The organism is Pseudomonas sp. MWU15-20650, assembly GCF_023242475.1.
In the GTDB taxonomy this organism is placed as follows: domain Bacteria; phylum Pseudomonadota; class Gammaproteobacteria; order Pseudomonadales; family Pseudomonadaceae; genus Aquipseudomonas.
In genome coordinates this window covers 1-22,489 of record NZ_JALJFG010000024.1, presented here as the reverse complement: position 1 = coordinate 22,489, position 22,489 = coordinate 1, and the positions used below count along the sequence as shown (strand labels likewise).

At 60.6% G+C, this 22,489-nt stretch carries 22 protein-coding genes and 1 pseudogene; 10 read left to right on the top strand and 13 right to left on the bottom strand.

The window, feature by feature from the left end; all coding sequences use genetic code 11:
- Window positions 1-41 precede the first annotated feature (41 nt).
- Together M5B43_RS18030 and M5B43_RS18025 are read left to right on the top strand one after the other, a co-directional pair.
- Window positions 42-1,319 carry an acetyl-CoA C-acetyltransferase gene (locus M5B43_RS18030; protein WP_248751362.1) on the top strand — a complete coding sequence of 426 codons (1,278 nt, stop codon included), beginning with the start codon at window positions 42-44 and terminating at the stop codon, window positions 1,317-1,319.
- A gap of 134 nt (window positions 1,320-1,453) precedes the next feature.
- Window positions 1,454-2,353 carry a PA4780 family RIO1-like protein kinase gene (locus M5B43_RS18025; RefSeq protein WP_248751361.1) on the top strand — a complete coding sequence of 300 codons (900 nt, stop codon included), beginning with the start codon at window positions 1,454-1,456 and terminating at the stop codon, window positions 2,351-2,353.
- 138 nt (window positions 2,354-2,491) lie between these two features.
- On the opposite strand, the gene cueR is transcribed toward M5B43_RS18025, so the two are convergent.
- From cueR to M5B43_RS18010, 3 genes are all read right to left on the bottom strand, one after another.
- A complete protein-coding gene (cueR, locus tag M5B43_RS18020; protein ID WP_248751360.1) occupies window positions 2,492-2,893 on the bottom strand; it encodes a Cu(I)-responsive transcriptional regulator in 402 nt (133 codons plus the stop codon).
- On the bottom strand, window positions 2,890-5,091 hold the full coding sequence (locus M5B43_RS18015; RefSeq protein ID WP_248751359.1) for a heavy metal translocating P-type ATPase: 2,202 nt from the start codon (window positions 5,089-5,091) through the stop codon (window positions 2,890-2,892). The genes cueR and M5B43_RS18015 overlap by 4 nt, the downstream gene beginning before the upstream one ends.
- A 66-nt stretch (window positions 5,092-5,157) precedes the next feature.
- Window positions 5,158-5,538: a hypothetical protein gene (locus M5B43_RS18010; RefSeq protein ID WP_248751358.1), complete on the bottom strand. Its 381-nt coding sequence runs from the start codon at window positions 5,536-5,538 to the stop codon at window positions 5,158-5,160.
- A 146-nt stretch (window positions 5,539-5,684) separates the two neighbouring features.
- On the opposite strand from M5B43_RS18010, the gene M5B43_RS18005 reads away from it, so the two are divergent.
- Both M5B43_RS18005 and M5B43_RS18000 read left to right on the top strand, forming a co-directional pair.
- Window positions 5,685-5,882, top strand: a complete 198-nt coding sequence (locus M5B43_RS18005) for a cation transporter (RefSeq protein WP_248751357.1) — start codon at window positions 5,685-5,687, stop codon at window positions 5,880-5,882.
- Window positions 5,883-5,969: 87 nt separating this feature from the next.
- A complete protein-coding gene (locus M5B43_RS18000) occupies window positions 5,970-7,163 on the top strand; it encodes a multidrug effflux MFS transporter (RefSeq protein WP_248751356.1) in 1,194 nt (397 codons plus the stop codon).
- Window positions 7,164-7,171: 8 nt separating this feature from the next.
- Here the strand turns inward: M5B43_RS18000 and M5B43_RS17995 are convergent, their stop codons facing one another.
- The 3 genes from M5B43_RS17995 to M5B43_RS17985 all read right to left on the bottom strand — a co-directional run bounded on the left by M5B43_RS17995 (window position 7,172) and on the right by M5B43_RS17985 (window position 8,832).
- Window positions 7,172-7,354 carry a hypothetical protein gene (locus M5B43_RS17995; protein WP_248751355.1) on the bottom strand — a complete coding sequence of 61 codons (183 nt, stop codon included), beginning with the start codon at window positions 7,352-7,354 and terminating at the stop codon, window positions 7,172-7,174.
- Window positions 7,355-7,500: 146 nt separating this feature from the next.
- The gene (locus M5B43_RS17990; RefSeq protein ID WP_248751354.1) at window positions 7,501-8,514 is read right to left on the bottom strand and encodes a zinc-binding alcohol dehydrogenase family protein; all 1,014 of its coding nucleotides are present in this window, start codon (window positions 8,512-8,514) and stop codon (window positions 7,501-7,503) included.
- Window positions 8,515-8,538: 24 nt separating this feature from the next.
- Window positions 8,539-8,832: a putative quinol monooxygenase gene (locus M5B43_RS17985; RefSeq protein WP_248751353.1), complete on the bottom strand. Its 294-nt coding sequence runs from the start codon at window positions 8,830-8,832 to the stop codon at window positions 8,539-8,541.
- A 118-nt stretch (window positions 8,833-8,950) separates the two neighbouring features.
- On the opposite strand from M5B43_RS17985, the gene M5B43_RS17980 reads away from it, so the two are divergent.
- The 3 genes and pseudogenes from M5B43_RS17980 to M5B43_RS17970 all read left to right on the top strand — a co-directional run.
- Entirely contained in the window at window positions 8,951-9,877 is a 927-nt protein-coding gene (locus M5B43_RS17980) for a LysR family transcriptional regulator (protein WP_248751352.1), read from the top strand.
- 137 nt (window positions 9,878-10,014) lie between these two features.
- Window positions 10,015-10,710 (top strand): helix-turn-helix transcriptional regulator, encoded by a 696-nt coding sequence (locus tag M5B43_RS17975; protein ID WP_248751351.1) that lies wholly within the window; start codon window positions 10,015-10,017, stop codon window positions 10,708-10,710.
- 13 nt (window positions 10,711-10,723) lie between these two features.
- Window positions 10,724-11,025 (top strand): annotated as a pseudogene (locus M5B43_RS17970) (hypothetical protein); the annotation flags it as partial.
- 76 nt (window positions 11,026-11,101) lie between these two features.
- On the opposite strand, the gene M5B43_RS17965 reads toward M5B43_RS17970, so the two are convergent.
- On the bottom strand, window positions 11,102-12,055 hold the full coding sequence (locus M5B43_RS17965; RefSeq protein ID WP_248751350.1) for an adenosine deaminase: 954 nt from the start codon (window positions 12,053-12,055) through the stop codon (window positions 11,102-11,104).
- A gap of 194 nt (window positions 12,056-12,249) precedes the next feature.
- Between M5B43_RS17965 and M5B43_RS17960 the strand changes: the two genes are divergently transcribed.
- On the top strand, window positions 12,250-13,341 hold the full coding sequence (locus M5B43_RS17960; RefSeq protein ID WP_248751349.1) for a calcium:proton antiporter: 1,092 nt from the start codon (window positions 12,250-12,252) through the stop codon (window positions 13,339-13,341).
- Window positions 13,342-13,401: 60 nt separating this feature from the next.
- Here the strand turns inward: M5B43_RS17960 and M5B43_RS17955 are convergent, their stop codons facing one another.
- The 6 genes from M5B43_RS17955 to M5B43_RS17930 form a co-directional block, all read right to left on the bottom strand.
- Complete coding sequence (locus M5B43_RS17955; protein WP_248751348.1) at window positions 13,402-14,760, bottom strand: 8-oxoguanine deaminase; 1,359 nt, start codon at window positions 14,758-14,760, stop codon at window positions 13,402-13,404.
- Window positions 14,761-14,905: 145 nt separating this feature from the next.
- Window positions 14,906-15,592, bottom strand: a complete 687-nt coding sequence (locus M5B43_RS17950) for an SDR family oxidoreductase (protein ID WP_248751347.1) — start codon at window positions 15,590-15,592, stop codon at window positions 14,906-14,908.
- A 55-nt stretch (window positions 15,593-15,647) separates the two neighbouring features.
- Complete coding sequence (locus M5B43_RS17945) at window positions 15,648-16,229, bottom strand: YigZ family protein (RefSeq protein ID WP_248751346.1); 582 nt, start codon at window positions 16,227-16,229, stop codon at window positions 15,648-15,650.
- Between the two features lie 12 nt (window positions 16,230-16,241).
- Window positions 16,242-16,901 carry a TetR/AcrR family transcriptional regulator gene (locus M5B43_RS17940; RefSeq protein WP_248751345.1) on the bottom strand — a complete coding sequence of 220 codons (660 nt, stop codon included), beginning with the start codon at window positions 16,899-16,901 and terminating at the stop codon, window positions 16,242-16,244.
- Between the two features lie 87 nt (window positions 16,902-16,988).
- Window positions 16,989-18,383 carry a nucleobase:cation symporter-2 family protein gene (locus M5B43_RS17935; RefSeq protein WP_248751344.1) on the bottom strand — a complete coding sequence of 465 codons (1,395 nt, stop codon included), beginning with the start codon at window positions 18,381-18,383 and terminating at the stop codon, window positions 16,989-16,991.
- 87 nt (window positions 18,384-18,470) lie between these two features.
- Window positions 18,471-19,391 carry a LysR family transcriptional regulator gene (locus M5B43_RS17930; RefSeq protein WP_248751343.1) on the bottom strand — a complete coding sequence of 307 codons (921 nt, stop codon included), beginning with the start codon at window positions 19,389-19,391 and terminating at the stop codon, window positions 18,471-18,473.
- Between the two features lie 126 nt (window positions 19,392-19,517).
- On the opposite strand from M5B43_RS17930, the gene M5B43_RS17925 reads away from it, so the two are divergent.
- On the top strand, window positions 19,518-20,867 hold the full coding sequence (locus M5B43_RS17925; protein WP_248751342.1) for an aspartate aminotransferase family protein: 1,350 nt from the start codon (window positions 19,518-19,520) through the stop codon (window positions 20,865-20,867).
- A 39-nt stretch (window positions 20,868-20,906) separates the two neighbouring features.
- Window positions 20,907-22,400 carry a CoA-acylating methylmalonate-semialdehyde dehydrogenase gene (locus M5B43_RS17920; protein WP_248751341.1) on the top strand — a complete coding sequence of 498 codons (1,494 nt, stop codon included), beginning with the start codon at window positions 20,907-20,909 and terminating at the stop codon, window positions 22,398-22,400.
- The last annotated feature ends 89 nt before the right edge of the window (window positions 22,401-22,489 follow it).

Sequence of the window (22,489 nt, the reverse complement as noted above, 5' to 3'; positions counted from 1 at the left end):
TAGGCTTGATGATTCCACCCACAAACTACAGGGAGCTTTCCATGACTCAATTGCGCCGTGTCGCGATCATTGGCGGTAATCGCATTCCTTTCGCCCGCTCCAATGGCCCGTACGCCACGGCGAGTAACCAGGCGATGCTGACGGCTGCACTGGAGGGCCTGATCGAGCGCTACAACCTGCATGGCCTACGCATGGGCGAGGTGGCTGCCGGCGCGGTGCTCAAGCATTCGCGCGACTTCAACCTGACCCGTGAATGCGTGCTAGGCTCGCGCCTGTCACCGCAAACCCCGGCGTATGACATCCAGCAAGCCTGCGGCACCGGGCTTGAGGCGGCTTTGCTGGTGGCCAACAAGATTGCCCTGGGCCAGATTGAATGCGGGATTGCCGGAGGGGTGGATACCACCTCCGATGCCCCGATTGGTGTGAATGAAGGGTTGCGCCAGATCTTGCTGCAAGCCAACCGCAGCAAGTCCCTGGCGGATAAATTAAAACTCCTGTTACAACTTCGTCCCCATCACCTCAAGCCGGAGCTGCCGCGCAACGGCGAACCCCGCACCGGTTTGTCCATGGGCCAGCACTGCGAATTGATGGCGCAGACTTGGCATATTCCCCGTGCCGACCAGGACCGGTTGGCCCTGGAAAGCCATCAGAAAATGGCAGCGTCCTACGCCGAGGGTTGGCACAACGATTTGCTCACGCCGTTTCTCGGCCTGACGCGTGACAATAACCTGCGCCCCGATCTGACCCTGGAAAAACTCGCCAGCCTCAAGCCTGCCTTCGAGCACAGTGAAAAGGGCACGCTCACTGCCGGTAACTCCACACCGCTCACCGATGGTGCATCGCTGGTGCTGCTGGGCAGTGAGGCATGGGCCAAGGAGCGTGGCTTGCCGATCCTGGCGTACCTGCGGGACGGCGAAGCGGCGGCAGTGGATTTCGTCAACGGTGCCGAAGGTCTCTTGATGGCACCGGTGTATGCGGTACCGCGCTTGCTGGCCAGGAACGGTCTGACACTGCAGGACTTCGATTACTACGAGATCCATGAGGCTTTTGCTGCCCAAGTGTTGTGCACGCTCAAGGCTTGGGAAGATGCAGACTACTGCAAGACGCGCCTGGGGTTGGACGCGCCGTTGGGCGCCATCGACCGTAGCCGGCTCAACGTCAAGGGCAGTTCCCTGGCGGCGGGGCATCCGTTTGCCGCGACCGGTGGGCGTATTGTCGCCAACCTGGCCAAGCTATTGTTTGCAGCAGGCAAGGGGCGTGGGCTGATATCGATCTGCGCCGCGGGTGGGCAAGGGGTAACGGCGATCATCGAGCGTTGAATTTCAGGAAAATTGGCCTATTAGATGCATTCTTGGGTGGTCAGAGGTCGGTAGCCCCTCCCACCGGCGAGCCGATTGCCGTATAACGAGTGCCACACGCGTGTTTGGTAATACAGGACCCACAATAAAAGCTGATGAAGACTCCTAAACGCATTGAACCCCTGATCGAAGACGGTCTGGTCGACGAAGTGCTGCGCCCACTCATGAGTGGTAAAGAAGCAGCTGTTTATGTGGTGCGCTGCGGCAACGAACTGCGTTGCGCCAAGGTTTACAAGGAGGCGAACAAACGAAGTTTTCGTCAGGCGTCCGAATACCAGGAAGGCCGTAAGGTCCGGAACAGCCGCCAGGCCCGGGCTATGGCCAAGGGCTCCAAGTTCGGCAAGAAAGAAACCGAAGATGCCTGGCAGAACGCCGAAGTAGCGGCGTTGTTCCGTCTGGCCGGTGCGGGCGTTCGTGTGCCCCAGCCGTTCGACTTCCTGGAAGGCGTGCTGCTGATGGAACTGGTGGCTGACGAGTACGGTGATGCGGCGCCGCGTTTGAATGACGTGGTACTGGACCCGGACCAGGCGCGCGAATACCACGCCTTCCTGATCTCCCAGATCGTACTGATGCTGTGTACCGGCTTGGTGCACGGTGACTTGTCCGAGTTCAACGTACTGCTCACACCGACGGGCCCTGTGATCATCGACCTGCCCCAGGCGGTGGATGCGGCGGGTAACAACCACGCATTCAGCATGCTGGAGCGGGATGTGGGTAACATGGCTTCCTACTTCGGGCGCTTTGCCCCGGAGTTGAAGAAGACCAAGTACGCCAAAGAGATGTGGGCGTTGTACGAAGCCGGCACGTTGCACCCGGCCAGCCTCCTGACTGGCGAGTTCGACGAGCCGGAAGAACTGGCGGATGTGGGCGGTGTGATCCGCGAGATCGAAGCGGCGCGGCTGGATGAAGAGCGCCGCCAGGCGATTCGTGCGGCCGATGATGCGCCACCGAGCAAAGTGCCGGACGAGCCACCGCCTCCGCCTTGGATGCAGTGATCTCAGGATAGATGAGGTTAAAAATGTGGGAGGGGGCTTGCTCCCGATAGCAGTGTGTCAGTTTCAGGATCTTTAACTGAACCACCGCCATCGGGAGCAAGCCCCCCACATTTGGATTGTGTGTATCGAGCCAGAGCATCAGGCACAGCAGTTCCCCGACGCCAACTCCTTGAGAATCGGACAATCGGGCCGATGATCGCCCTGGCAGTGCTCTACCAGATCCTGCAACGTATCGCGCAATTGCCCAAGCTCCAGAATCTTCTGGTTCAGCTCCTCGATATGCTGGCGCGCCAAGGCTTTTACATCGGCGCTGGCCCGCTGCCGGTCTTGCCACAGGGTCAGCAACTTGCCGACTTCTTCCAATGAAAACCCCAGGTCCCGCGAGCGTTTGATAAACGCCAGGGTGTGCAGGTCGTCGGGGCCGTACACGCGATAGCCACTGTCGGTGCGAGGGGCTGCCTTGAGCAGGCCGATGGACTCGTAGTAGCGAATCATCTTTGCGCTCAGCCCGCTGGAGCGTGCGGCTTGGCCGATGTTCATGGACGTTGATCCTCCAGGTCCTTGGGTTTCCAGGTTTTCAACAGCAGGGCATTGCTCACCACGCTGACACTCGACAAGGCCATGGCCGCGCCCGCGAGTACGGGGTTGAGCAAGCCGAATGCGGCCAGGGGAATACCGATCAAGTTGTACACAAAGGCCCAGAACAGGTTCTGGCGAATTTTCGCGTAGGTCTTGCGACTGATCTCCAGGGCCGCCGGCACCAGGCGTGGGTCGCCCCGCATCAAGGTGATACCGGCGGCGTGCATGGCCACGTCAGTGCCGCCGCCCATGGCGATACCGATATCGGCAGCGGCCAGGGCCGGTGCATCGTTGATGCCGTCGCCGACCATTGCTACCACGCCGGTTTTTTTCAACTCGGCGACGGTGGCGGCTTTTTCGGCGGGCAACACTTCGGCATGTACATCGTCGATGCCCAACGCCTCTGCGACGACCCGGGCGCTGCCGCGATTATCACCCGTGAGCAGGTGGCTGCTGATGTGTTGCGCCTTGAGTTGTTGCACGGCCTCCGGTGCGCCTGGCTTGAGGGTGTCACCGAAGGCAAACAACCCCAGCACACGCGGTTGCGCACCTTGTTCGATCAGCCAGGACAAGGTTCGGCCTTCGGCTTCCCAGGCGTTGGCGCGATGGCTCAGTTCGCCCGCACTCAAGCCTGTTTCTTCCAGCAAACGCCGATTGCCCAGCGCCAGTTGCCGACCGTCGAGGGTGCCGGCAATGCCGCGCCCGGTCAGGGCCTGGCTGGCGCTCACATCGGCCACGTTCAAACCTTGTTCATTGCAGGCATCCAGCACGGCCTTGGCCAGCGGGTGCTCACTGCCGCGTTGCAAGGCGCCGGCCTGTTGCAGCAGCAGGGCCTCATTGCCATCCAGCGCCGCCAAGTGGGCAATTTTGGGCGCGCCGGAGGTGAGGGTGCCGGTCTTGTCGAACACCACGGCGCTCACGGCATGGGCGCGTTCCAATGCTTCAGCATCCTTGATCAGAATGCCGTGGCGCGCTGCCACGCCCGTGCCGGCCATGATCGCAGTGGGTGTGGCCAGGCCCAGGGCGCAAGGGCAGGCGATCACCAGTACCGAGACCGCATTGATGATCGCCGCCTCCAGCGGAGCGCCGTACAGCCACCAGCCCACCAGGGTAATCAACGCCAGCACCAGCACTGTCGGTACGAACACTTGGCTGACTTTATCCACCAGTTTCTGGATCGGTGCCTTGGCGGCCTGGGCGTCTTCGACCAGGCGGATGATCCGTGCCAGTACGCTTTGCGCACCCAGGGCCTGGGTGCGTACCAGCAAGCGACCTTCGCCGTTGATGGCGCCGCCGGTGACCGTATCGCCCGGCTGTTTCGGCACCGGCAGGCTTTCGCCGCTGATCAGCGCTTCATCGGCATGGCTTTGGCCGTCCACCACTTCACCGTCCGCCGGGAAGCGTTCGCCGGGTTTGACCAGCACCAGGTCACCCCGCTTCAAGGCGTTAATGGCGACATCTTCTTCACGGCCTTCATTCACCCGGATGGCGCGCTCCGGACGCAGGGCCTCAAGGGCACGGATGGCGCTGGCGGTCTGGCGTTTGGCGCGGCTTTCCAGGTATTTGCCGAGCAGCACCAGTGCGATCACCACCGCTGAGGCTTCGAAGTACAGGTGCGGCATTGTGCCGGGGGCGGCGGTGAGCCATTCATACAGGCTCAGGCCATAGCCGGCGCTGGTGCCGATGGCCACCAGCAGGTCCATATTGCCGGCGCCTGCCCGCACGGCGTTCCACGCAGCCATATAGAAGCGCGCACCCAAGATAAATTGCACCGGTGTGGCCAGGGCCCATTGCACCCAGGCCGGGAGCATCCAATGCAGGCTGAAAGGTTCCACCAGCATCGGCAGCACCAGAGGCAACGCGAGCAGAATCGCCAGCACCAGCGACCAACGCTCACGGTGCAGGCGCTGGGCTTGATCGGTTGCGGTCGCCGTTTCGCTTTGGGGCAGGGTGGCGGTATAGCCGGCCTTGTCGACGGCGGCGATCAGCACGGCGGGGTCCAACTGGCCCAACACTTCGACGTGGGCGCGTTCGTTGGCCAGGTTGACGCTGACGCTTTGCACCCCCGGCACCTTGCCCAGCGCGCGCTCGACACGGCCGGCACAGCTGGCACAGGTCATGCCGCTGATGGGCAGGTCAAACGTGGTGGATCCATTCATGGGGCAGTCCTCCAGAAGAAGTTGCCCCAAGGATCAACCTTGACCTGTGGGGAAGGTCAAGCGCCTTTAGTATTCCAATGCCGCGGGTTTGAGGTACATACCGTCCGGGCCCTGGGTGATCCGCAATTTGCGAACGTCACCGGCCTTCAACGTGATGTTCTGCGCCGGTGGCGCGAGCATGCCCGGCAGGCAACCAGCCGATTGGCCTGGCAGCAGCTTCAAGCGCAGCGACACATTGCCCGCAGGCAGGTTGAACGAGGTGGCTTGTTCCTGGAACAGGCGCCCGGCCAACTGGTCTTGAATGTAGAGGCCGATCTCACAGTTGGTGGGCACTTCCAGGCGTTCGCGGGAAATGATCAGCACCGCATAGTCTTCAGCGGCACTGGCCAGGGGCGCAGCGGCAGACAAACTCATCAGGCCGGCAAGGGCAAAAAACGACCAGCGCATGGCGAATGCTCCGTGGTTCAAATCTAAGAGTGATGAAGCTTGGCCGACGCCGCGACCGAATACCAGCCCGGCCGATATTTTAAGCCTTGACCTTGCCATCGTGGCAAGGTCGAGACTCGGTTCAACCTCATTAAGGGAGTCATGTCATGCAAATATTCAGTGTGGAAGGAATGACCTGCGGCCATTGCGTGCGGGCGGTGACCCAGGCGGTACAGAGCCTGGACCCGGCGGCGAGTGTGAACGTCAACCTGGCGGCAAAGGAAGTGGGCGTGGAAAGCCGCCTGTCCCCGGAGGAGGTGATCCATGTGATCACCGAAGAGGGTTATACCGTCAAGCTGGCTTGAATTTTCTGATAGTTAGCGAGCTATCGTAATGTTCACGGCACCCAAGCGCGGCTAGACTGTCGGGCTGCCGACTCACTTGGGTGTCTGATGAACCTTCGCATAATCCTGATATTGGGCGCCTTGAGCGCCTTCGCGCCGTTGGCGATCGACTTCTACCTGCCGGGCTTCCCGGCGATGGCCACGGCCTTTGCGACCGACGAAAGGCATATCCAGCTGACCCTGGCGGTGTATTTCGCGGGCCTGGCCATCGGCCAATTGATCTATGGCCCGCTGGCGGACCGCTTTGGCCGGCGCGTGCCGCTGCTTAGCGGCGTGACCCTGTTTACCCTGGCGTCCTTCGCCTGTGCGTATGCGCCGACCTTGGAGTGGCTGATCGGTGCGCGCTTTGTGCAGGCCCTGGGCGGCTGCGCGGGCATGGTGATTTCCCGGGCGGTGGTCAGTGACAAGTGCGATGCCGTGGGCTCCGCCAAGGTGTATTCGCAACTGATGCTGGTGACCGGCCTGGCGCCGATCCTGGCACCGTTGGCGGGCGGGGTGATGGTCGGAGTGTGGGGCTGGCAATCGATTTTCCTGGCGCTGTCGCTGTTCAGCGTGATGGCGGCCATCGCCGTGGCCGTCGGGCTGCCGGAAACTTTCCCGGCCCATCAGCCGCGTCAACCATTGTCTGGCTCGTTGCGCCGTTACGGCTCGCTCTTGTCGGACCGGGTCTACCTGGGTTATGCCTTGACCGGCGGCATCTCGATTGCCGGGATGTTTGCCTACATTGCCGGCTCCCCCTTCGTCTTTATCAAACTCTATGGCGTGCCTGCCGAGCATTACGGCTGGTTGTTCGGCTCCAACGCTGCGGGCTTTATCCTGGTGGCGCAGCTCAACGCACGATTGCTGGCCAAGCGCGGCCCGGCGTTTTTGCTGTCGCGTACGGTGTGGGTCTATGTGCTGGCGGCATTGACGCTGTTGGGGATTGCAGCGCTGCGCACCGAGGCCCTGTGGCCGTTGCTGGTGCCGCTGTTTATCTGTATCGCAAGCCTGGGCTGCATTTTGCCTAATACCTCGGCCTGTGCCATGAGCGGGCAGGGCGCACGGGCCGGCAGCGCTTCGGCGTTACTGGGTTGTATTCAGTTCGGCGTGGCGGCGGGAGCTGCGTCGCTGGTTGGCGTGTTGCACGATGGCACGGCGATGCCGATGGCCATGGTCATCAGCTTGTGCGGCGTGTTGGCGGTGACGATCGCGACGTTGACCCAGCGCCTGCAACGGGCAAGGGCCGCACAGGCGCAGGTCTGATCGGTGAATCAGCCAGCGGTGGCGCGCTGCTGGCTTGAAGGCATGCGGTGGGGCGCCTGGATCCGGGCCTGCAGGGTCTCGGCGAAGGCGCGGGCCTCGGCCTCACTGCGGAAGGTGAAGGCGTCGCCGTCGAGGCGAACTTGCCATTTATTGCCTGGGGATTTTGCTAACGCTTTTATCAGGATCTTCATTGCTGACTTCCTCACGTAAAAGAATCGTGGCAAAGGCGGCCAATATAAACCCGAATGCGCTCACAAATATGACAAAGGTCAACTCTCGGACTAATGGTGTCGTCCATGACTCACATGAATAATGGACGACACTGACAGACGTTTTTTCAGAAGCCTTCCAACACGATCTTGCCCTTGGCCTTGCCACTTTCCAGCAGCGCGTGGGCACGACGCAGGTTCGCCGCATTGATCACACCGAAGTGCTCGCCCACCGTGGTTCTCAGGGTGCCGGCGTCGATCAACTCGGCCACACGGTTGAGCAGGTTGTGCTGCTCGATCATGTCCGGCGTCTCGAACATCGAGCGCGTGTACATGAACTCCCAGTGCAGCGACAGGCTCTTGCGCTTGAGTTTGCTCACGTCCAGTGCCTTGGGATCGTCAATCAAGGCCAGTTTGCCTTGGGGTTGCAGCGCTTCCACCAACTGATCCAGGTGATGGTCAGTCTGGGTCAGGCTGGCGACATGGGTCACGTGCGGGTGGCTGGCCTGTTTCAGCGCTTCGCTCAGCGGTTGGCTGTGGTCGATCACCAGGTCGGCGCCCAGCGTCTTGGCCCATTCTTGAGTCTCCGGGCGCGAGGCGGTACCGATGACGTTCAGCGCGGTAAGTTGCTTGGCCAGTTGGGTGAGGATCGAACCCACGCCACCGGCGGCGCCGACGATCAGCAGGCTCTGGCCCTCATCTTCTTTACTTTCACGCACCTGCAAGCGCTCGAACAACAACTCCCAGGCCGTGATGGCGGTCAGCGGCAACGCCGCTGCTTCTGCAAAGCCCAGGCTCTTGGGCATATGGCCGACGATACGCTCGTCAACGGTGTGCAGTTCGCTGTTACCGCCCGGGCGTACCAATGAACCGGCATAGAACACCTTGTCACCGGCCTTGAACAGCGTCACTTCGCTACCGACGGCCTTGACCACACCGGCCACGTCCCACCCCAGCACCTTGGCGGCGCCGTTTTCCGGGGCGACGTTCTGGCGGACCTTGGTGTCCACCGGGTTGACCGAGATGGCTTTGACTTCCACCAGCAGGTCGCGTGGGCCGGCCACCGGCTCTGGCAGTTCGATGTCTTGCAGGGATTCTGGGTCGTTGATGGGCAGTGAGGCGTAGTAGGCAACGGCTTTCATGGGGGCTCCGAAAAAGGGCGGTGATCAGGCAATAAATTTCAGGCGCTTGAGGGCGAAGTGTTCGATCACCTCTGCGGCCTTGGCACGAAAGCTCTGGATATGCGCGCTCTGGTCATGGTCGGCCAGTGCCGCGTCGTCGCTCCAGCGTTCGAGCATGTAAAAAGTCTCGGGGTGTTGCAGGTCTTGGTGCAGGTCGTACTGCTCGCAACCGGCTTCGAGACGAGTGGGCTCCAGCAGGCCGCGCAGCAGTTGTTCGAGGGTGGCCTGTTGGCCGGGCTTGGCAATCAGCGTGGCGATGACGTTAAAGGCAGCGGACATATTCAACTCCTGACTCGTGATAAACGGCATGAGCAGATGATTAGGTATTTCCCGCACCGATAAAAGCGGCTAAAACAGCAGTCTGTTTCAATGAAATTTTGATAATGGGCAGAAATGCATGCTGCGTTTTGATGATTTGCAGTTGTTTGTGCGTGCGGCGGACTTGGGCAGTTTGTCGGCGGCGGCACGGGTCATGGACCTGTCGCCGGCAGTGGCCAGTGCGGCGTTGAAGCGTATTGAACAGCAACTGGGCACGCGCTTGCTGGCGCGTTCCACTCGCAGCCTGCGCTTGACTGCCGAAGGTGAGGGCTTCCTGGAGTACGCCCGCGCTGCGTTGAGTTCGCTGGACGAGGGGCGACGCCTATTGGCCAGTGGCCAGGATCACGTCAGCGGCGTACTGCAGCTGTCGGCCCCGTCGGATTTCGGTCGCAACCAGCTGTTGCCGTGGTTGGATGAGTTCCAGCGTGAATACCCACAACTGACCGTGCGCCTGTTGCTGGGCGATCGCATTGCCGACCTGTTCCGTCAGCCGGTGGATATCGCCCTGCGCTATGGCGAGCCAGAAGACTCCAGCCTGATTGCGCTGCCCATCGCCCCGCAAAACCTTCGTGTGCTCTGCGCGGCGCCCAGCTACCTGGCCCGCCATGGCGAACCGCGTCACCTGGAGCAACTGGCCCAGCACAATTGCCTGTTGTACATGCTCGGCAGCCGCGTGCATGACCGCTGGAGTTTTCACGACGGCAAGCGTGAGGTGAGCCTGACGGTCAGCGGTGATCGCTTCAGTGATGACGCGGACGTTGTCCGTCGCTGGGCGGTGGCGGGGGTGGGCATTGCCTACAAATCCTGGCTGGATGTGAGCAGCGATGTGATGGCGGGGCGTTTGCGGTTGCTGCTGCCGGAACTACGGGGAGAGCGTACACCGCTTAATCTGCTGTGTGCCCACCGTGCGCAATTGAGCAAACCCATTAACCTGCTGCGGGAAATGCTTGTGTCTCGCTGTGCGACATTGACTGCGCAAAGGCCGGATCGATTGGCCTCCACTTAATAGCTTCCACGACTACAGGAAATTTCACTCAGGGTTTGTCCCTCTCTGCACTGTCAGACGCCGCGGAACCGGCGGTGTGCGCACCTATACTTTGGCGCCAACCGCAGCAGACAAGTGATTTAACAGGGAGTGAGTACATGGAAGCAGCACCTTGCATCAGTCATATCGCCAGCTTGCTCGCCGAGCCCAAACGCACGGCCATGCTCTGGGCCTTGATGGACGGTTCGGCGAAGTCTTCAGAAGAGTTGGCGACGCTTGCCGGGTTGTCGCCGGCATCAGCCAATGCGCATTTGGCGCGGCTGGCCGGGAGTGGGCTGCTGCGGACCGAGGCTCGGCGTGGCAAGCGTTTGTTTCGCGTGGCCGCGGCAGATGTCAGTGCTGCCATTGATGCGCTGGCCAGTACCACCATGGCCAGCGCGGTACGCAGTACACCGGGCGCTATGCCCCTGATGCTGGTGGCGCCGCCGCTGTTGCGACGTGCGCGCTTGTGCCATGGGCACCTGGGTGGCGAACTTGCGGCCCAGCTGTATCAGCGGATGATGGAGGCCGGCTGGATCGAGCGCCATGAGCAGCGCACAGAGGTGACAGTCAAGGGCGCGCAGCGTTTGGCGAGCCTGGGCATTTTTACCCAGGCGCTGGCGTCGCCATTGGTCTGCGACTGTTTCGACTGGAGCCAGCAGCAACCGCACTTGGGCGGTGCACTGGGCGCGGGGTTGTTGCAACTGTTCCTGCAGTCTAACTGGATCAGTGTGATCAACGAGTCCTGCGCCTTGCTGGTCAACGACGCGGGGCTCGAGCACATCGCTCGAATGGCGGCGCCCGAAAGCTCCTAGGTCCGTTGGCGTCGTGTGGTTCTTTGTCTTGCTGGGGGTCTATGGGCTGACGTCGTGGCTGAGTGCACTGTTGCAGCAATCGGGCTTTGCTGTGACCCAGTCGGTGTATGACACGGTGGTCATTTCCCAGGGGGTATTCCCGGCTTTCTGATGGCAGCCTGGCTGGTTGAGCGCTGGGGACGTAAACCGGTATGCGTCGTGACCTTGTTGGGCGGCGGGGTGTTTGCCTTGGGCGCACTGTGTTTTGCGGTGGCGGCCTTGGTGGTGTGGGTGTTCGGGATGGAGAAGAAGGGCAAGACGCTGGAGGAACTCAGCGAAATCCAAGGGCTCACGCGGGATACCTGTGGGAGCAAGCCAGCTCCCTCCCACAGGTTGGATCGCGCTGATCCCGTTAAGGTTTTACCAACCGCGCATCCAGGCTGTTCTGTGCCAGGCGTTTGGCCTGGTCCTGGGTCATGCCCAGGGCGGTGTACAGCGCATGGAAGTTCTCGGTGACATAGCCGCCGAAGTACGCCGGGTCATCCGAGTTCACTGTCACTTTCACGCCGCGCTCGAGCATGTCGAGGATGTTGTGCTGGGCCATGTCGTCGAACACACACAGCTTGGTGTTGGACAGCGGGCACACGGTCAACGGGATTTGCTCGTCGATGATGCGCTGCATCAGACGCTCGTCTTCGATGGCGCGTACACCATGGTCGATACGCTGGATTTTCAGCAGGTCGATGGCCTCCCAGATGTACTCGGGCGGGCCTTCTTCGCCGGCGTGGGCCACGGTAAGGAAGCCTTCGTGGCGGGCACGGTCGAACACGCGCTGGAATTTGCTTGGCGGGTGACCCATTTCCGAACTGTCCAGGCCCACGGCCACGAATGCGTCACGGAACGGCAGGGCCTGGTCGAGGGTTTTCTGGGCTTCGTCTTCGCTCAAATGGCGCAGGAAACTGAGGATCAAACCGCTGGTGATGCCCAACTGCTGCTCACCATCTTTAAGCGCCGCAGCGATGCCGTTCAGTACCACCTCGAACGGCACACCACGGTCGGTGTGGGTTTGCGGGTCGAAGAACGGTTCGGTGTGGATCACGTTCTGCTGTTTGCAGCGCAGCAGGTAAGCCCAGGTCAGGTCGTAGAAATCCTGGGACGTGCGCAGCACATCGGCGCCTTTGTAATACAGGTCGAGAAACTCTTGCAGGTTGTTGAAGGCGTAGGCTTTGCGCAGGGTCTCGACGTCGTTCCACGGCAGCGCAATCTTGTTGCGTTCGGCCAAGGCGAACAGCAACTCAGGCTCCAGCGAGCCTTCCAGGTGCAGGTGCAATTCAGCCTTGGGCAGGGCGTTGAGCCAATCGTACATTTCTAAAATCTCATCAGGTGCAATGGCGGCATTCTACAGGCCATGGCTGAAATAATCGGCAAAACCTGACCAGCAGGAGAGTATTCGCTTCAAGTTATGCAAGGGCCGTGTGAACTAAGGTGTAACGAAACGTTAGCAAGGTGACGTAGTCTTTACTCCATCAATGACTGATCAGCTGTACGAAAAGGCCCGGAATGCTCACATCTCTCAAGCAAGAAAAATTCATGCTGCTGGCGCTGATTGCTGCCATCGCCGCCTACCCGTTGGAACACTGGATGCTCAACAGTGGGCAACGGGTGGCATTGCTCGGCGGCGTGGTACTGATCGCGTTTATCGTGGTGGCGTCCATGCGCGTTGCCCATCACGCCGAGCAACTGGCGGAAAAGGTCGGCGACCCCTACGGCACCATGATCCTGACCCTCGCCGCCGTACTGGTGGAAGTGGTGATCCTGGCGATCATGATGAGTAACGAGCCCTCGCCGACCTTGGTGCGCGACACTATCTATTCGGCGGTGATGCTCGACATCAATGGCATCCTTGGCCTGGCTGCGCTGATGGGCGGGATCAAGCATGGCGAACAGCCCTACAACGATGACTCTGCGCGCAGCTACAGCGTGATGATCCTCACGGCCATGGGGGTGTCGATGGTGGTGCCGGAATTCATCCCCCAAGCCGACTGGAAAATTTACTCGGCCTTCACCATTGGCGCGATGGTGTTGCTTTACACCTTGTTCCTGCGCATGCAGGTCGGGCCACACAGTTACTTCTTCAGTTACAGCTACCCGGAAAAACGCCGCAAAAAACTGCCGGAAGAAGAGCACGCACCACCGATCAACCTGGCTTTCTCTATCGGTAGCTTGGTGTTTGGGGTCGTTGTGATTGGCGCGCTGGCCGAGGTGATGTCCAAGACCCTCGACCTGGGCCTGGAAGGCACGGGCGCGCCACCGGTGATCACGGCGATTGTGGTCGCGGCGATTTCGGCCGCGCCGGAGATCTTGACGGCGCTGCGCGCTGCGTTGGCCAACCGCATGCAGTCAGTGGTGAACATCGCGCTGGGCGCATCGTTGTCGACGGTGATTCTGACGGTGCCGGTGATGGAGGCCATGGCGCTCTACACCGGCCAGCCGTTCCAGATGGCGATGACGCCAGTGCAAACGGTGATGGTGCTGATCACGCTGATCGTCAGCGCGATCAACCTCAACGATGGCGAAACCAACGCCATCGAAGGGATGACCCATTTTGTGTTGTTTGCGACTTTTATCATGTTGTCGCTGTTGGGCCTATAAGCCCCGCAGAATCCAATGTGCGGGGGCTTGCCCCCTCGCACAGTTTGACCGCTGTTCGGCTTAGGTTCCGGCGATTAACTGCCGAGCCGCCTGGGTGTGGTCGGCGATCAAGCCTTTGAGGTCCAGGCCCTCGACTTGGCCGTCGATGACCCGCCACTGGCCGCCAATCATCACTCGATCCGCTCGATCCGCACCGCACAACAGCAGCGCTGAAATCGGATCGTGGCTGCCGGAGAAGCGCAGCTCATCGAGCTTGAACAGCGCCAGGTCAGCCTGTTTACCTACGGCCAATTCCCCGATATCCGTACGGCCCAGCAACTGCGCCGAACCCTTGGTCGCCCAACCCAATACGCCTTCGGGGGGGATCTTTTCTGCGCCGTAACGCAGGCGCTGGATGTACAGGGCCTGGCGCGCTTCCAAAATCATGTTCGATGCATCGTTGGACGCCGAACCGTCTACGCCCAAGCCAATGGGCGCACCGGCAGCGAGCAGGTCCAGGGTTGGGCAGATGCCTGATGCCAGACGCATGTTCGAGCTTGGGCAATGGCAGATGCCGGTGCCGGCGGCGCCCAGGCGCGCGATTTCGTCCGGGTTGAAGTGAATACCATGGGCCAGCCAGGTGCGGGGGCCGAGCCAGCCGACGCTGTCGAGGTAATCCACGGTACGCAGGCCGAAGCGCTGCAGGCAGAAGTCCTCCTCGTCGAGGGTTTCTGCCAGGTGGGTATGCAGGCGCACATCCAGGCTGTTGGCCAGCTCGGCGCTGGCTTGCATGATTTCGGGCGTGACGGAGAACGGCGAGCATGGCGCCAGGGCAATCTGGATGTGCGCGCCGTCACCCCGTTGATGGTAGTCGCGGATCAGGCGTTGGCTGTCTTCGAGGATCACCTGCCCTTGTTGCACGGTCTGCTGTGGTGGCAGGCCACCATCGGCTTCGCCCAGGCTCATGGAACCGCGGGTGAGCATGGCGCGCATGCCCAGTTCGCGCACGCTGTCGACTTGCACATCGATGGCATTTTCCAGGCCGTCGGGGAACAGGTAGTGGTGATCGGCCGCCGTGGTGCAGCCGGAGAGCAGCAATTCAGCCAGCGCGACTTTGGTGGCCAGGGCAAGTTTTTCCGGGGTGAGCCGCGCCCATACCGGGTACAGGGTTTTGAGCCAAGGGAATAGCGGCTGATTGACCACCGGCGCCCAGGCGCGGGTCAGGGTTTGATAGAAGTGGTGGTGGGTGTTGATCAGCCCAGGCAGGACAACATGCTCTCGGGCATCGAACACGTGCGCACACGGTTGTGCGGGTTCCTGCCCCAGGGCCAGCACTTGGGTGATGACACCGTCTTGCAGCACCAGGCCGCCACGGGCGTCGAGGCCATTGGCAGTGAAAATCGCGAGAGGGTTTTTTAACCAGATACGGGTCGCAGGCATTGGCCGGCTCCTCTGAATGATGGGTTCAGGTTTGCCAGCTCAGTGTTGCCCTGTCTGCTGATCCAGGGTCGCCGGTTAGGGCGAGGTGGCAGTCTACGCGTGGATCGTTATCGACGGCAATCGGTCGATAACGATCCCTTGTGGCTTACCAGGCGATGGTATCGCCCTTGTAGTCCACAAAATGATGACCGCCTTTGCCGGTGTAGGCGTTCACTTGATCCACCAGGCCGCGCACGCTGGTCTCGACATCGATGTGGGCGTTTTCGCCGCCCATGTCGGTTTTCACCCAGCCCGGATGCAGCGACAGGACTGTCAGCTTGTGATCGCCCAGTTGAGTGATAAAGCTGTTGGTCATTGAGTTGAGTGCAGCCTTGCTGGCCTTGTACAACGCCAGGTCCGACCCGTCGGGAATGGTCACGCTGCCCAATACCGAACTCATGAAGGCCAGCACGCCGCTGTCTTTGCGGATTTGCCCGACAAAGCGCTGGGCCAGGTTGATCGGCGCCACGGCGTTGGTGAAAAACAGCTGGCCGACTTCCGCCAGGGTGGCGTGGCCAGGCTCCTGGTTCGCGGGGCCCTTGACGCCGGCGTTGACGAACAGCAGGTCGAAGGTACGGTCTTTCAAACGTTGGGCCAGGGCGATCACGGCTTGCTGGTCGTCCATGTCGAGTTTCTCGATATGCACCGGGCCAACGGCTTTCAGGGCGTCGGCCTTGTTCGGGTCGCGTACGGTGGCGGTCACGTCCCAGCCGTCCTGGAGCAGTTGCTTGACCAGGCCAAGGCCCAGCCCGCGCGAGGCGCCGATGATCAGTGCGGTTTTTGGCGTAGACATGAGGGCTTCCTTTGAAGTCGCGGTTCAGGGAGTTCAGCGCATAACAGTAGCAGTTTCAGCGTTGCAGCAGGATGCGTCCACGGCTCAGGTCGGCGAGCTGGGTTTGCAGGGTGTCGATGTGTGCCTCTCCCAGTGCAAGCTGCAGCTGCACACCGTTGGCGGTGAAAGTTTCTTCCACTATCAACCCGCCGAGTTCTGCGACGCGCAGTTTCACCAGGTTCAGCTCCGAGAATCCACAGGCACAGCTCAGCGGTACACGGCTGATCAGTTCGATGCGCTCGGCATTTTGCAGGCACTTATTCGCGCCGCCGCCATAGGCGCGGGCCAGCCCACCGGTACCCAGTTGTATCCCGCCGTACCAGCGGATCACCAGCACCGCGACCTGATCAAAACCCTGTGCCTCGATGGCCGCAAGGATCGGTCGGCCGGCGGTGCCACCGGGTTCGCCGTCGTCGTTGCTGCGGTACTGGTCGGCCAGCTTCCAGGCCCAGCAGTTGTGCGTGGCGTTCAGGTCGCTGTGCTGCTCGAAAAACGCCTGGGCGTCCTGCGGGCTGGTGATAGGCGTCGCCAAGGTGATAAAGCGGCTTTTGCGTATTTCTTCACGAAATTCGCAAAGGCCTGTCAGCGTAAAAGACATAACTCGCTTCGTTTATAGGGCTGGCTTGATGCCGCAGCCTTTGAGAATGATATGGATCAGGTTGGTACCGGCGTCTTCCATATCCTGCTTGGTCAGCTTGGTGCGACCGGTGACTCGGCAGATCTGGGTGGCGAAGTCGGCATAGTGCTGGGTACTGCCCCACAGCAGGAAGATCAAGTGCACGGGGTCGATGGGGTCCATTTTGCCGGCGTCGATCCAGGCTTGGAACACTGCCGCCCGGCCACTGAACCAGGCGCGATAGTCCTGGCTGAAATATTCGGTGAGGCACTCGCCGCCGCTGATGATCTCCATGGCGAAGATCCGCGAGGCTTGTGGTTGGCGCCGCGAGAATTCCATCTTGGTGCGGATGTAGCGGGTGAGTGCGACGGCCGGGTCGTCCTCGGCGGTCAGTGCGTTGAAGGTACTGTCCCACAGTTCGAGGATGTTACTGAGCACGGCGATGTACAGGCCCAGCTTGTTGGTGAAGTAGTAGTGCAAGTTGGCCTTGGGCAGCCCGGCACTGGCAGCAATGGTGTTCATGCTGGTGCCCTTGTAGCCATGGCGCGCGAATTCGTCTTCAGCAGCCTGGAGAATCGCTTGTTCGTTCTTTTGCCGAATACGGCTGGCGGGTTTACCGGCGTGGTTGCTGTGGGCAGGAACTTCGAGGCTCATGGAGGTTTCCGTGCAGATCGATAGAGACGATGTGTGCACAGATAACCCACCCTCAAGCCCCAGACAAGTCCCGATGCAATAAAACCGTCAAAGCGGTTCCAGGGTGTCGCTTTGCGTCGGGTGGTTTGCGGCGACGCGGGTTGCCTTGGTTTCTGGCAATAACAGGCACAACGCGATGGCGGTCAGGCCGCCGCTGGTGATGGCGGAGTCGAACAGGTTCTGTACCCATGTCGGCATCAAGTGCAGCAGGTTGGGTTGAGCGGCGACACCCAGGCCGACCCCGAACGAAGTGGCGATGATCAGCATGCTGCGTCGGTCCAGCGGCGCCTGGGCGAGGATCCGTACACCTGCGGCGGCCACACTGCCGAACATCACCAGAGTCGCGCCGCCCAGCACCGGTTTTGGAATTTGCTGGAGCACAGCGCCGATCAGTGGAAACAGGCCGAGGCAGAACAGCAGCGCGCCGATGTATAAGCCCACATAACGACTGGCCACGCCGGTGAGTTGGATCACGCCATTGTTCTGGGCAAAGGTGGTGTTGGGGAATGCGCTGAAGGTGGCGGCGATCATGCAGCTCACGCCATCGCCCAATACGCCGCCCTTGAGCCGGCTGATATAAGAGGGGCCGCTGATGGGTTGGCGGGCAATCATGCAATTGGCGGTGAGGTCGCCGACGGTTTCGATGCTGCTGATCAGATAAATCAGCGCGATCGGCAGGAAGGCGCTCCAGTCGAAGTTGAAACCAAAACGAAAGGGTGTGGGCAGGCTGATCAAAGGCAGGTTGGGTAATGCTTGTGGAACGAGTTTGCCACTGAACCACGCTGCCAGGCTGCCCAGGGCCAGGCCGATGATGATGGCCGAGAGGCGTACCCATGGGGTGTTCGAGCGGTTGAGCAAGATGATCGTCAATACCACGAACAACCCGAGTGCCAGGTTGGTGGGGGCGCCGAAGTCGGGTGCGTTGAAACCGCCGCCGAGGTCGGTGATACCCACCTTGATCAGGCTGATGCCGATCAACGTGATGACAATTCCGGTCACCAAGGGCGTTATCACTCGGCGCAGTTGGCCAATGAAGCGGCTCAAGATGATCTGCACTGCGGCGCCGAAAAAGCACACGCCAAAGATCATCGCCAGGATGTCCTCCGGGCTCCCGCCGCGTTGTTTCACCAGAAAACCGGCAGACAGCACTGCACCGAGGAACGCAAAGCTGGTGCCCTGCAGGCAAATCATTCCGGCACCGATACCAAACGGCCTGCGTGCCTGGATGAACGTGCCTGCGCCGGAGACCATCAGTGCCATGCTGATCAGGTAGGGCAGGTGGGCGCTGAGGCCCAGGGTAGAGCCGATGATCAGCGGCGGGGTGATGATGCCGACGAATGCGGCCAGCACATGTTGCAGGGCGGCCAATAGGGCAGGCAGTGGTTTGGGGCGGTCATTGAGGCCGTAGATCAGGTCGCTTGGGCTGGAGGCTTCTGGTGGCATGGCGGGTCAACTCGAGGCGGACGGTTCAAGGTCCTGGTGCCTTGCAAAAAGCTGTCCATCTGCTCAACTTTTTCCGAGAGGCCCGGGTTAGCGGGTTGCGGCCAGGCTTTCCAGGAAGCTTTCCAGCACCAAATGAGGGCGACGACCCTTGCGCGTGACCGATGCCAGGCTCAAATCGTAAAAACGTGTAGTGGGTTTCAGCGCGCGTAGCCGGCCTTGTTGCACCCAGAGGCTGGCGTAGTGGTCAGGCAAGTAGCCGATATAGCGACCGGTGAGAATCAGGAATGCCATGCCTTCGCGGTCCGATGCGCTGGCGGTGCAATTGAGCGCCTGGTAATGGGCCTGGATCTCGGCGGGCAAGCGAAAGGTGGGGGCGATGGCGTCCTGGCTGTCGATGCGTTCGTCGTCGAGTTGTTTGTTATCGGCATAAAACAGCGGGTGGCCGACGGCGCAGTAAAGCAGCGAGCGTTCGCTGTACAGCGGTTGGTACTCCAGGCCCGACAGCGCACTGGCCTGGGGGACCACGCCGACGTGCAGGCGACCATCGAGCACACCTTGCTCCACTTCATTGGGGGCGATCATGCGGATCTGGATCTGCACGTCCGGGCCGCGCTCCTTCAACTGCGCCAGTGCATGGGTTATGCGCATATGGGGCAGGGTGACGAGGTTGTCGGTGAGGCCGATGATCAGTTCACCGCGCAAGTGCTGGTGCAAACCGTTGACCTCGGTGCGAAAGCTTTCCAGGGCACTCAATAGTTGCAGGGCTGACTGATAGACCTCGCGGCCTTCTTCGGTCAGGGAGAACCCGGCGCGACCGCGTTGGCAGAGCCTTAGCCCGAGCCGTTGTTCAAGGTCGCTCATCTGCTGGCTGATGGCGGAGCGCCCGATGCCAAGTACGGTTTCCGCCGCCGAGAAGCCGCCGCATTCCACCACGCTGCGAAAGATGCGCAGCAAGCGAATATCGAAGTCGCTGACTTGCGCCAAAGGGTCGGGACGGCGGCTGCTCATAGTTTAGTAAAGGCCTGACTGAAGGTTAGAAGAGTTGGATTTCACCGACTTTATCCCCGTGGCAATTTAGCCGCAACAACGCTTTTTCAATCCCTACGCTGCCTTTTGCCTTGCGAGGTTTTGCTGATGAACATGCCCGAAAACGCCCCATCGTCCCTGGCCAGCCAACTGAAGTTGGACGCTCACTGGATGCCCTACACCGCCAACCGTAACTTTCAGCGTGACCCACGCTTGATCGTCGGGGCTGAAGGCAGTTGGTTGATCGATGACAAGGGCCGTAGGGTCTACGACTCGTTGTCGGGCCTATGGACATGTGGCGCCGGGCACACGCGCAAGGAAATCCAGGAGGCCGTCGCCAAGCAATTGGGCACCCTGGACTACTCCCCGGGCTTCCAATACGGTCATCCGCTGTCCTTCCAGTTGGCGGAAAAGATCACCGACCTGACCCCGGGTAACCTGAACCATGTGTTCTTTACCGACTCGGGTTCTGAGTGCGCCGATACTGCCGTGAAGATGGTGCGGGCCTACTGGCGCCTGAAAGGCCAAGCCACCAAGACCAAGATGATTGGCCGCGCCCGTGGCTATCACGGGGTGAATATCGCGGGTACTAGCCTGGGTGGCGTCAACGGCAACCGTAAGCTTTTTGGTCAGGCGATGATGGACGTTGACCATCTGCCTCATACCTTGCTGGCAAGCAATGCTTTCTCCCGTGGCATGCCGGAGCAGGGCGGTATCGCCTTGGCCGATGAGCTGCTCAAACTGATCGAACTGCATGATGCGTCGAACATCGCCGCCGTCTTTGTCGAGCCAATGGCTGGCTCCGCTGGTGTGCTGGTACCGCCGCAGGGTTACCTCAAGCGCCTGCGTGAGATTTGCGACCAGCACAATATCCTGTTGGTGTTCGATGAAGTGATCACCGGTTTCGGCCGTACCGGGGCGATGTTCGGTGCCGACAGCTTCGGCGTGACCCCGGACCTGATGTGCATTGCCAAGCAAGTCACCAACGGCGCGATCCCGATGGGCGCCGTGATTGCCAGCAGCGAGATCTATCAGACCTTCATGAACCAGGCGACGCCGGAGTACGCAGTGGAGTTCCCCCACGGCTACACCTACTCAGCGCACCCGGTTGCTTGTGCAGCTGGCCTGGCGGCACTGGATTTATTGCAGAAAGAAAACCTGGTGCAGAGCGTAGCCGAAGTAGCTCCGCACTTTGAAAATGCACTGCACGGCTTGAAGGGCAGCAAGAACGTGATCGACATTCGTAACTACGGCTTGGCGGGTGCGATCCAAATTTCCCCGCGTGACGGGGATGCCATCGTACGTCCATTCGAGGCTGGCATGGCCCTGTGGAAAGCCGGTTTCTACGTGCGCTTTGGCGGTGACACCCTGCAGTTCGGGCCAACGTTCAACAGCAAGCCGCAGGACCTGGACCGCCTGTTTGATGCGGTCGGCGAAGTGCTGAACAAGATCGACTGATTTCTCCTTCTATATAGAACAACTTTTCAGGAGCCCTGCATGAGCCTCATCCAGCATTTGATCAATGGCCAGTTGGTCAACGATACCGGCCGCACTGCCGACGTGTACAACCCGTCCACCGGCCAAGTGATTCACCAAGTGCCATTGGCCAGCCGCGACACCATTCAGAGTGCTATCGACTCGGCCAAGGCGGCGTTTCCGGCGTGGCGCATTACGCCGCCGGCCAAGCGTGCGCAGGTGATGTTTCGTTTCAAGCAATTGCTGGAGCAGAACGAAGCACGCATCTCGCAGTTGATCAGCGAAGAGCATGGCAAGACGTTGGAAGACGCCGCGGGTGAGCTTAAGCGCGGGATCGAGAACGTCGAGTATGCGTGCTCGGCGCCGGAGATTCTGAAGGGCGAATACAGCCGCAATGTGGGACCGAACATTGATGCATGGTCGGATTTCCAGCCGCTGGGTGTGGTGGCCGGTATTACACCGTTCAACTTCCCGGCGATGGTGCCGCTGTGGATGTATCCGCTGGCCATCGTCTGCGGTAACTGTTTCATCCTCAAGCCTTCGGAGCGAGACCCTAGTTCGACGCTGCTGATCGCGCAGTTGTTGCAGGAGGCCGGGTTGCCTAAAGGCGTCCTGAGTGTGGTGCACGGGGATAAGGGCGCGGTGGATGCATTGATCGAAGCGCCGGAAGTAAAAGCCCTGAGTTTTGTAGGCTCGACGCCGATTGCCGAGTACATCTATTCCGAAGCAACCAAGCGCGGTAAGCGCGTACAGGCGTTGGGTGGTGCGAAGAACCATGCGGTGCTGATGCCGGATGCGGATCTGGATAATGCGGTCAGTGCCTTGATGGGGGCTGCTTACGGTTCGTGTGGCGAGCGTTGCATGGCGATCTCGGTGGCCGTGTGCGTGGGCGACCAGGTGGCGGATGCGTTGATCGCCAAGCTGGTACCGCAGGTCAAGGCATTGAAGATTGGTGCGGGTACTTCTTGCGGCCTGGATATGGGGCCATTGGTGACTGGTCAGGCGCGAGATAAGGTCAGTGGCTATATAGAAGACGGTGTGGCTTCAGGCGCTGAGCTGGTGGTCGACGGTCGCGGCTTGAGTATTGCCGGGCATGAGGACGGTTTCTTCCTCGGTGGCAGCCTGTTTGACCGCGTGACTCCTGAGATGCGTATCTATAAGGAAGAGATCTTCGGGCCGGTGTTGTGTGTGGTTCGGGTCAATAGCCTGGAAGCTGCGATGCAACTGATCAATGATCACGAATACGGCAATGGCACCTGTATCTTCACCCGTGACGGTGAGGCTGCACGTCTGTTTTGTGATGAGATTGAAGTCGGGATGGTGGGGGTTAACGTTCCGCTGCCGGTTCCGGTTGCGTACCACAGCTTTGGTGGTTGGAAGCGTTCTCTGTTTGGCGACTTGCATGCCTACGGGCCGGATGGCGTGCGTTTCTATACTCGTCGTAAGGCAATCACTCAGCGTTGGCCGCAGCGGGCCAGCCATGAAGCGTCGCAATTTGCCTTCCCTAGCCTTTAAACTCGCTGAGTAGAAAGCCGGCCCCAAGGGGCCGGCTTTCGCGTTTCTGGGGCTTTTTTGACTGATATGACACAAATGTGAAAAAGAAG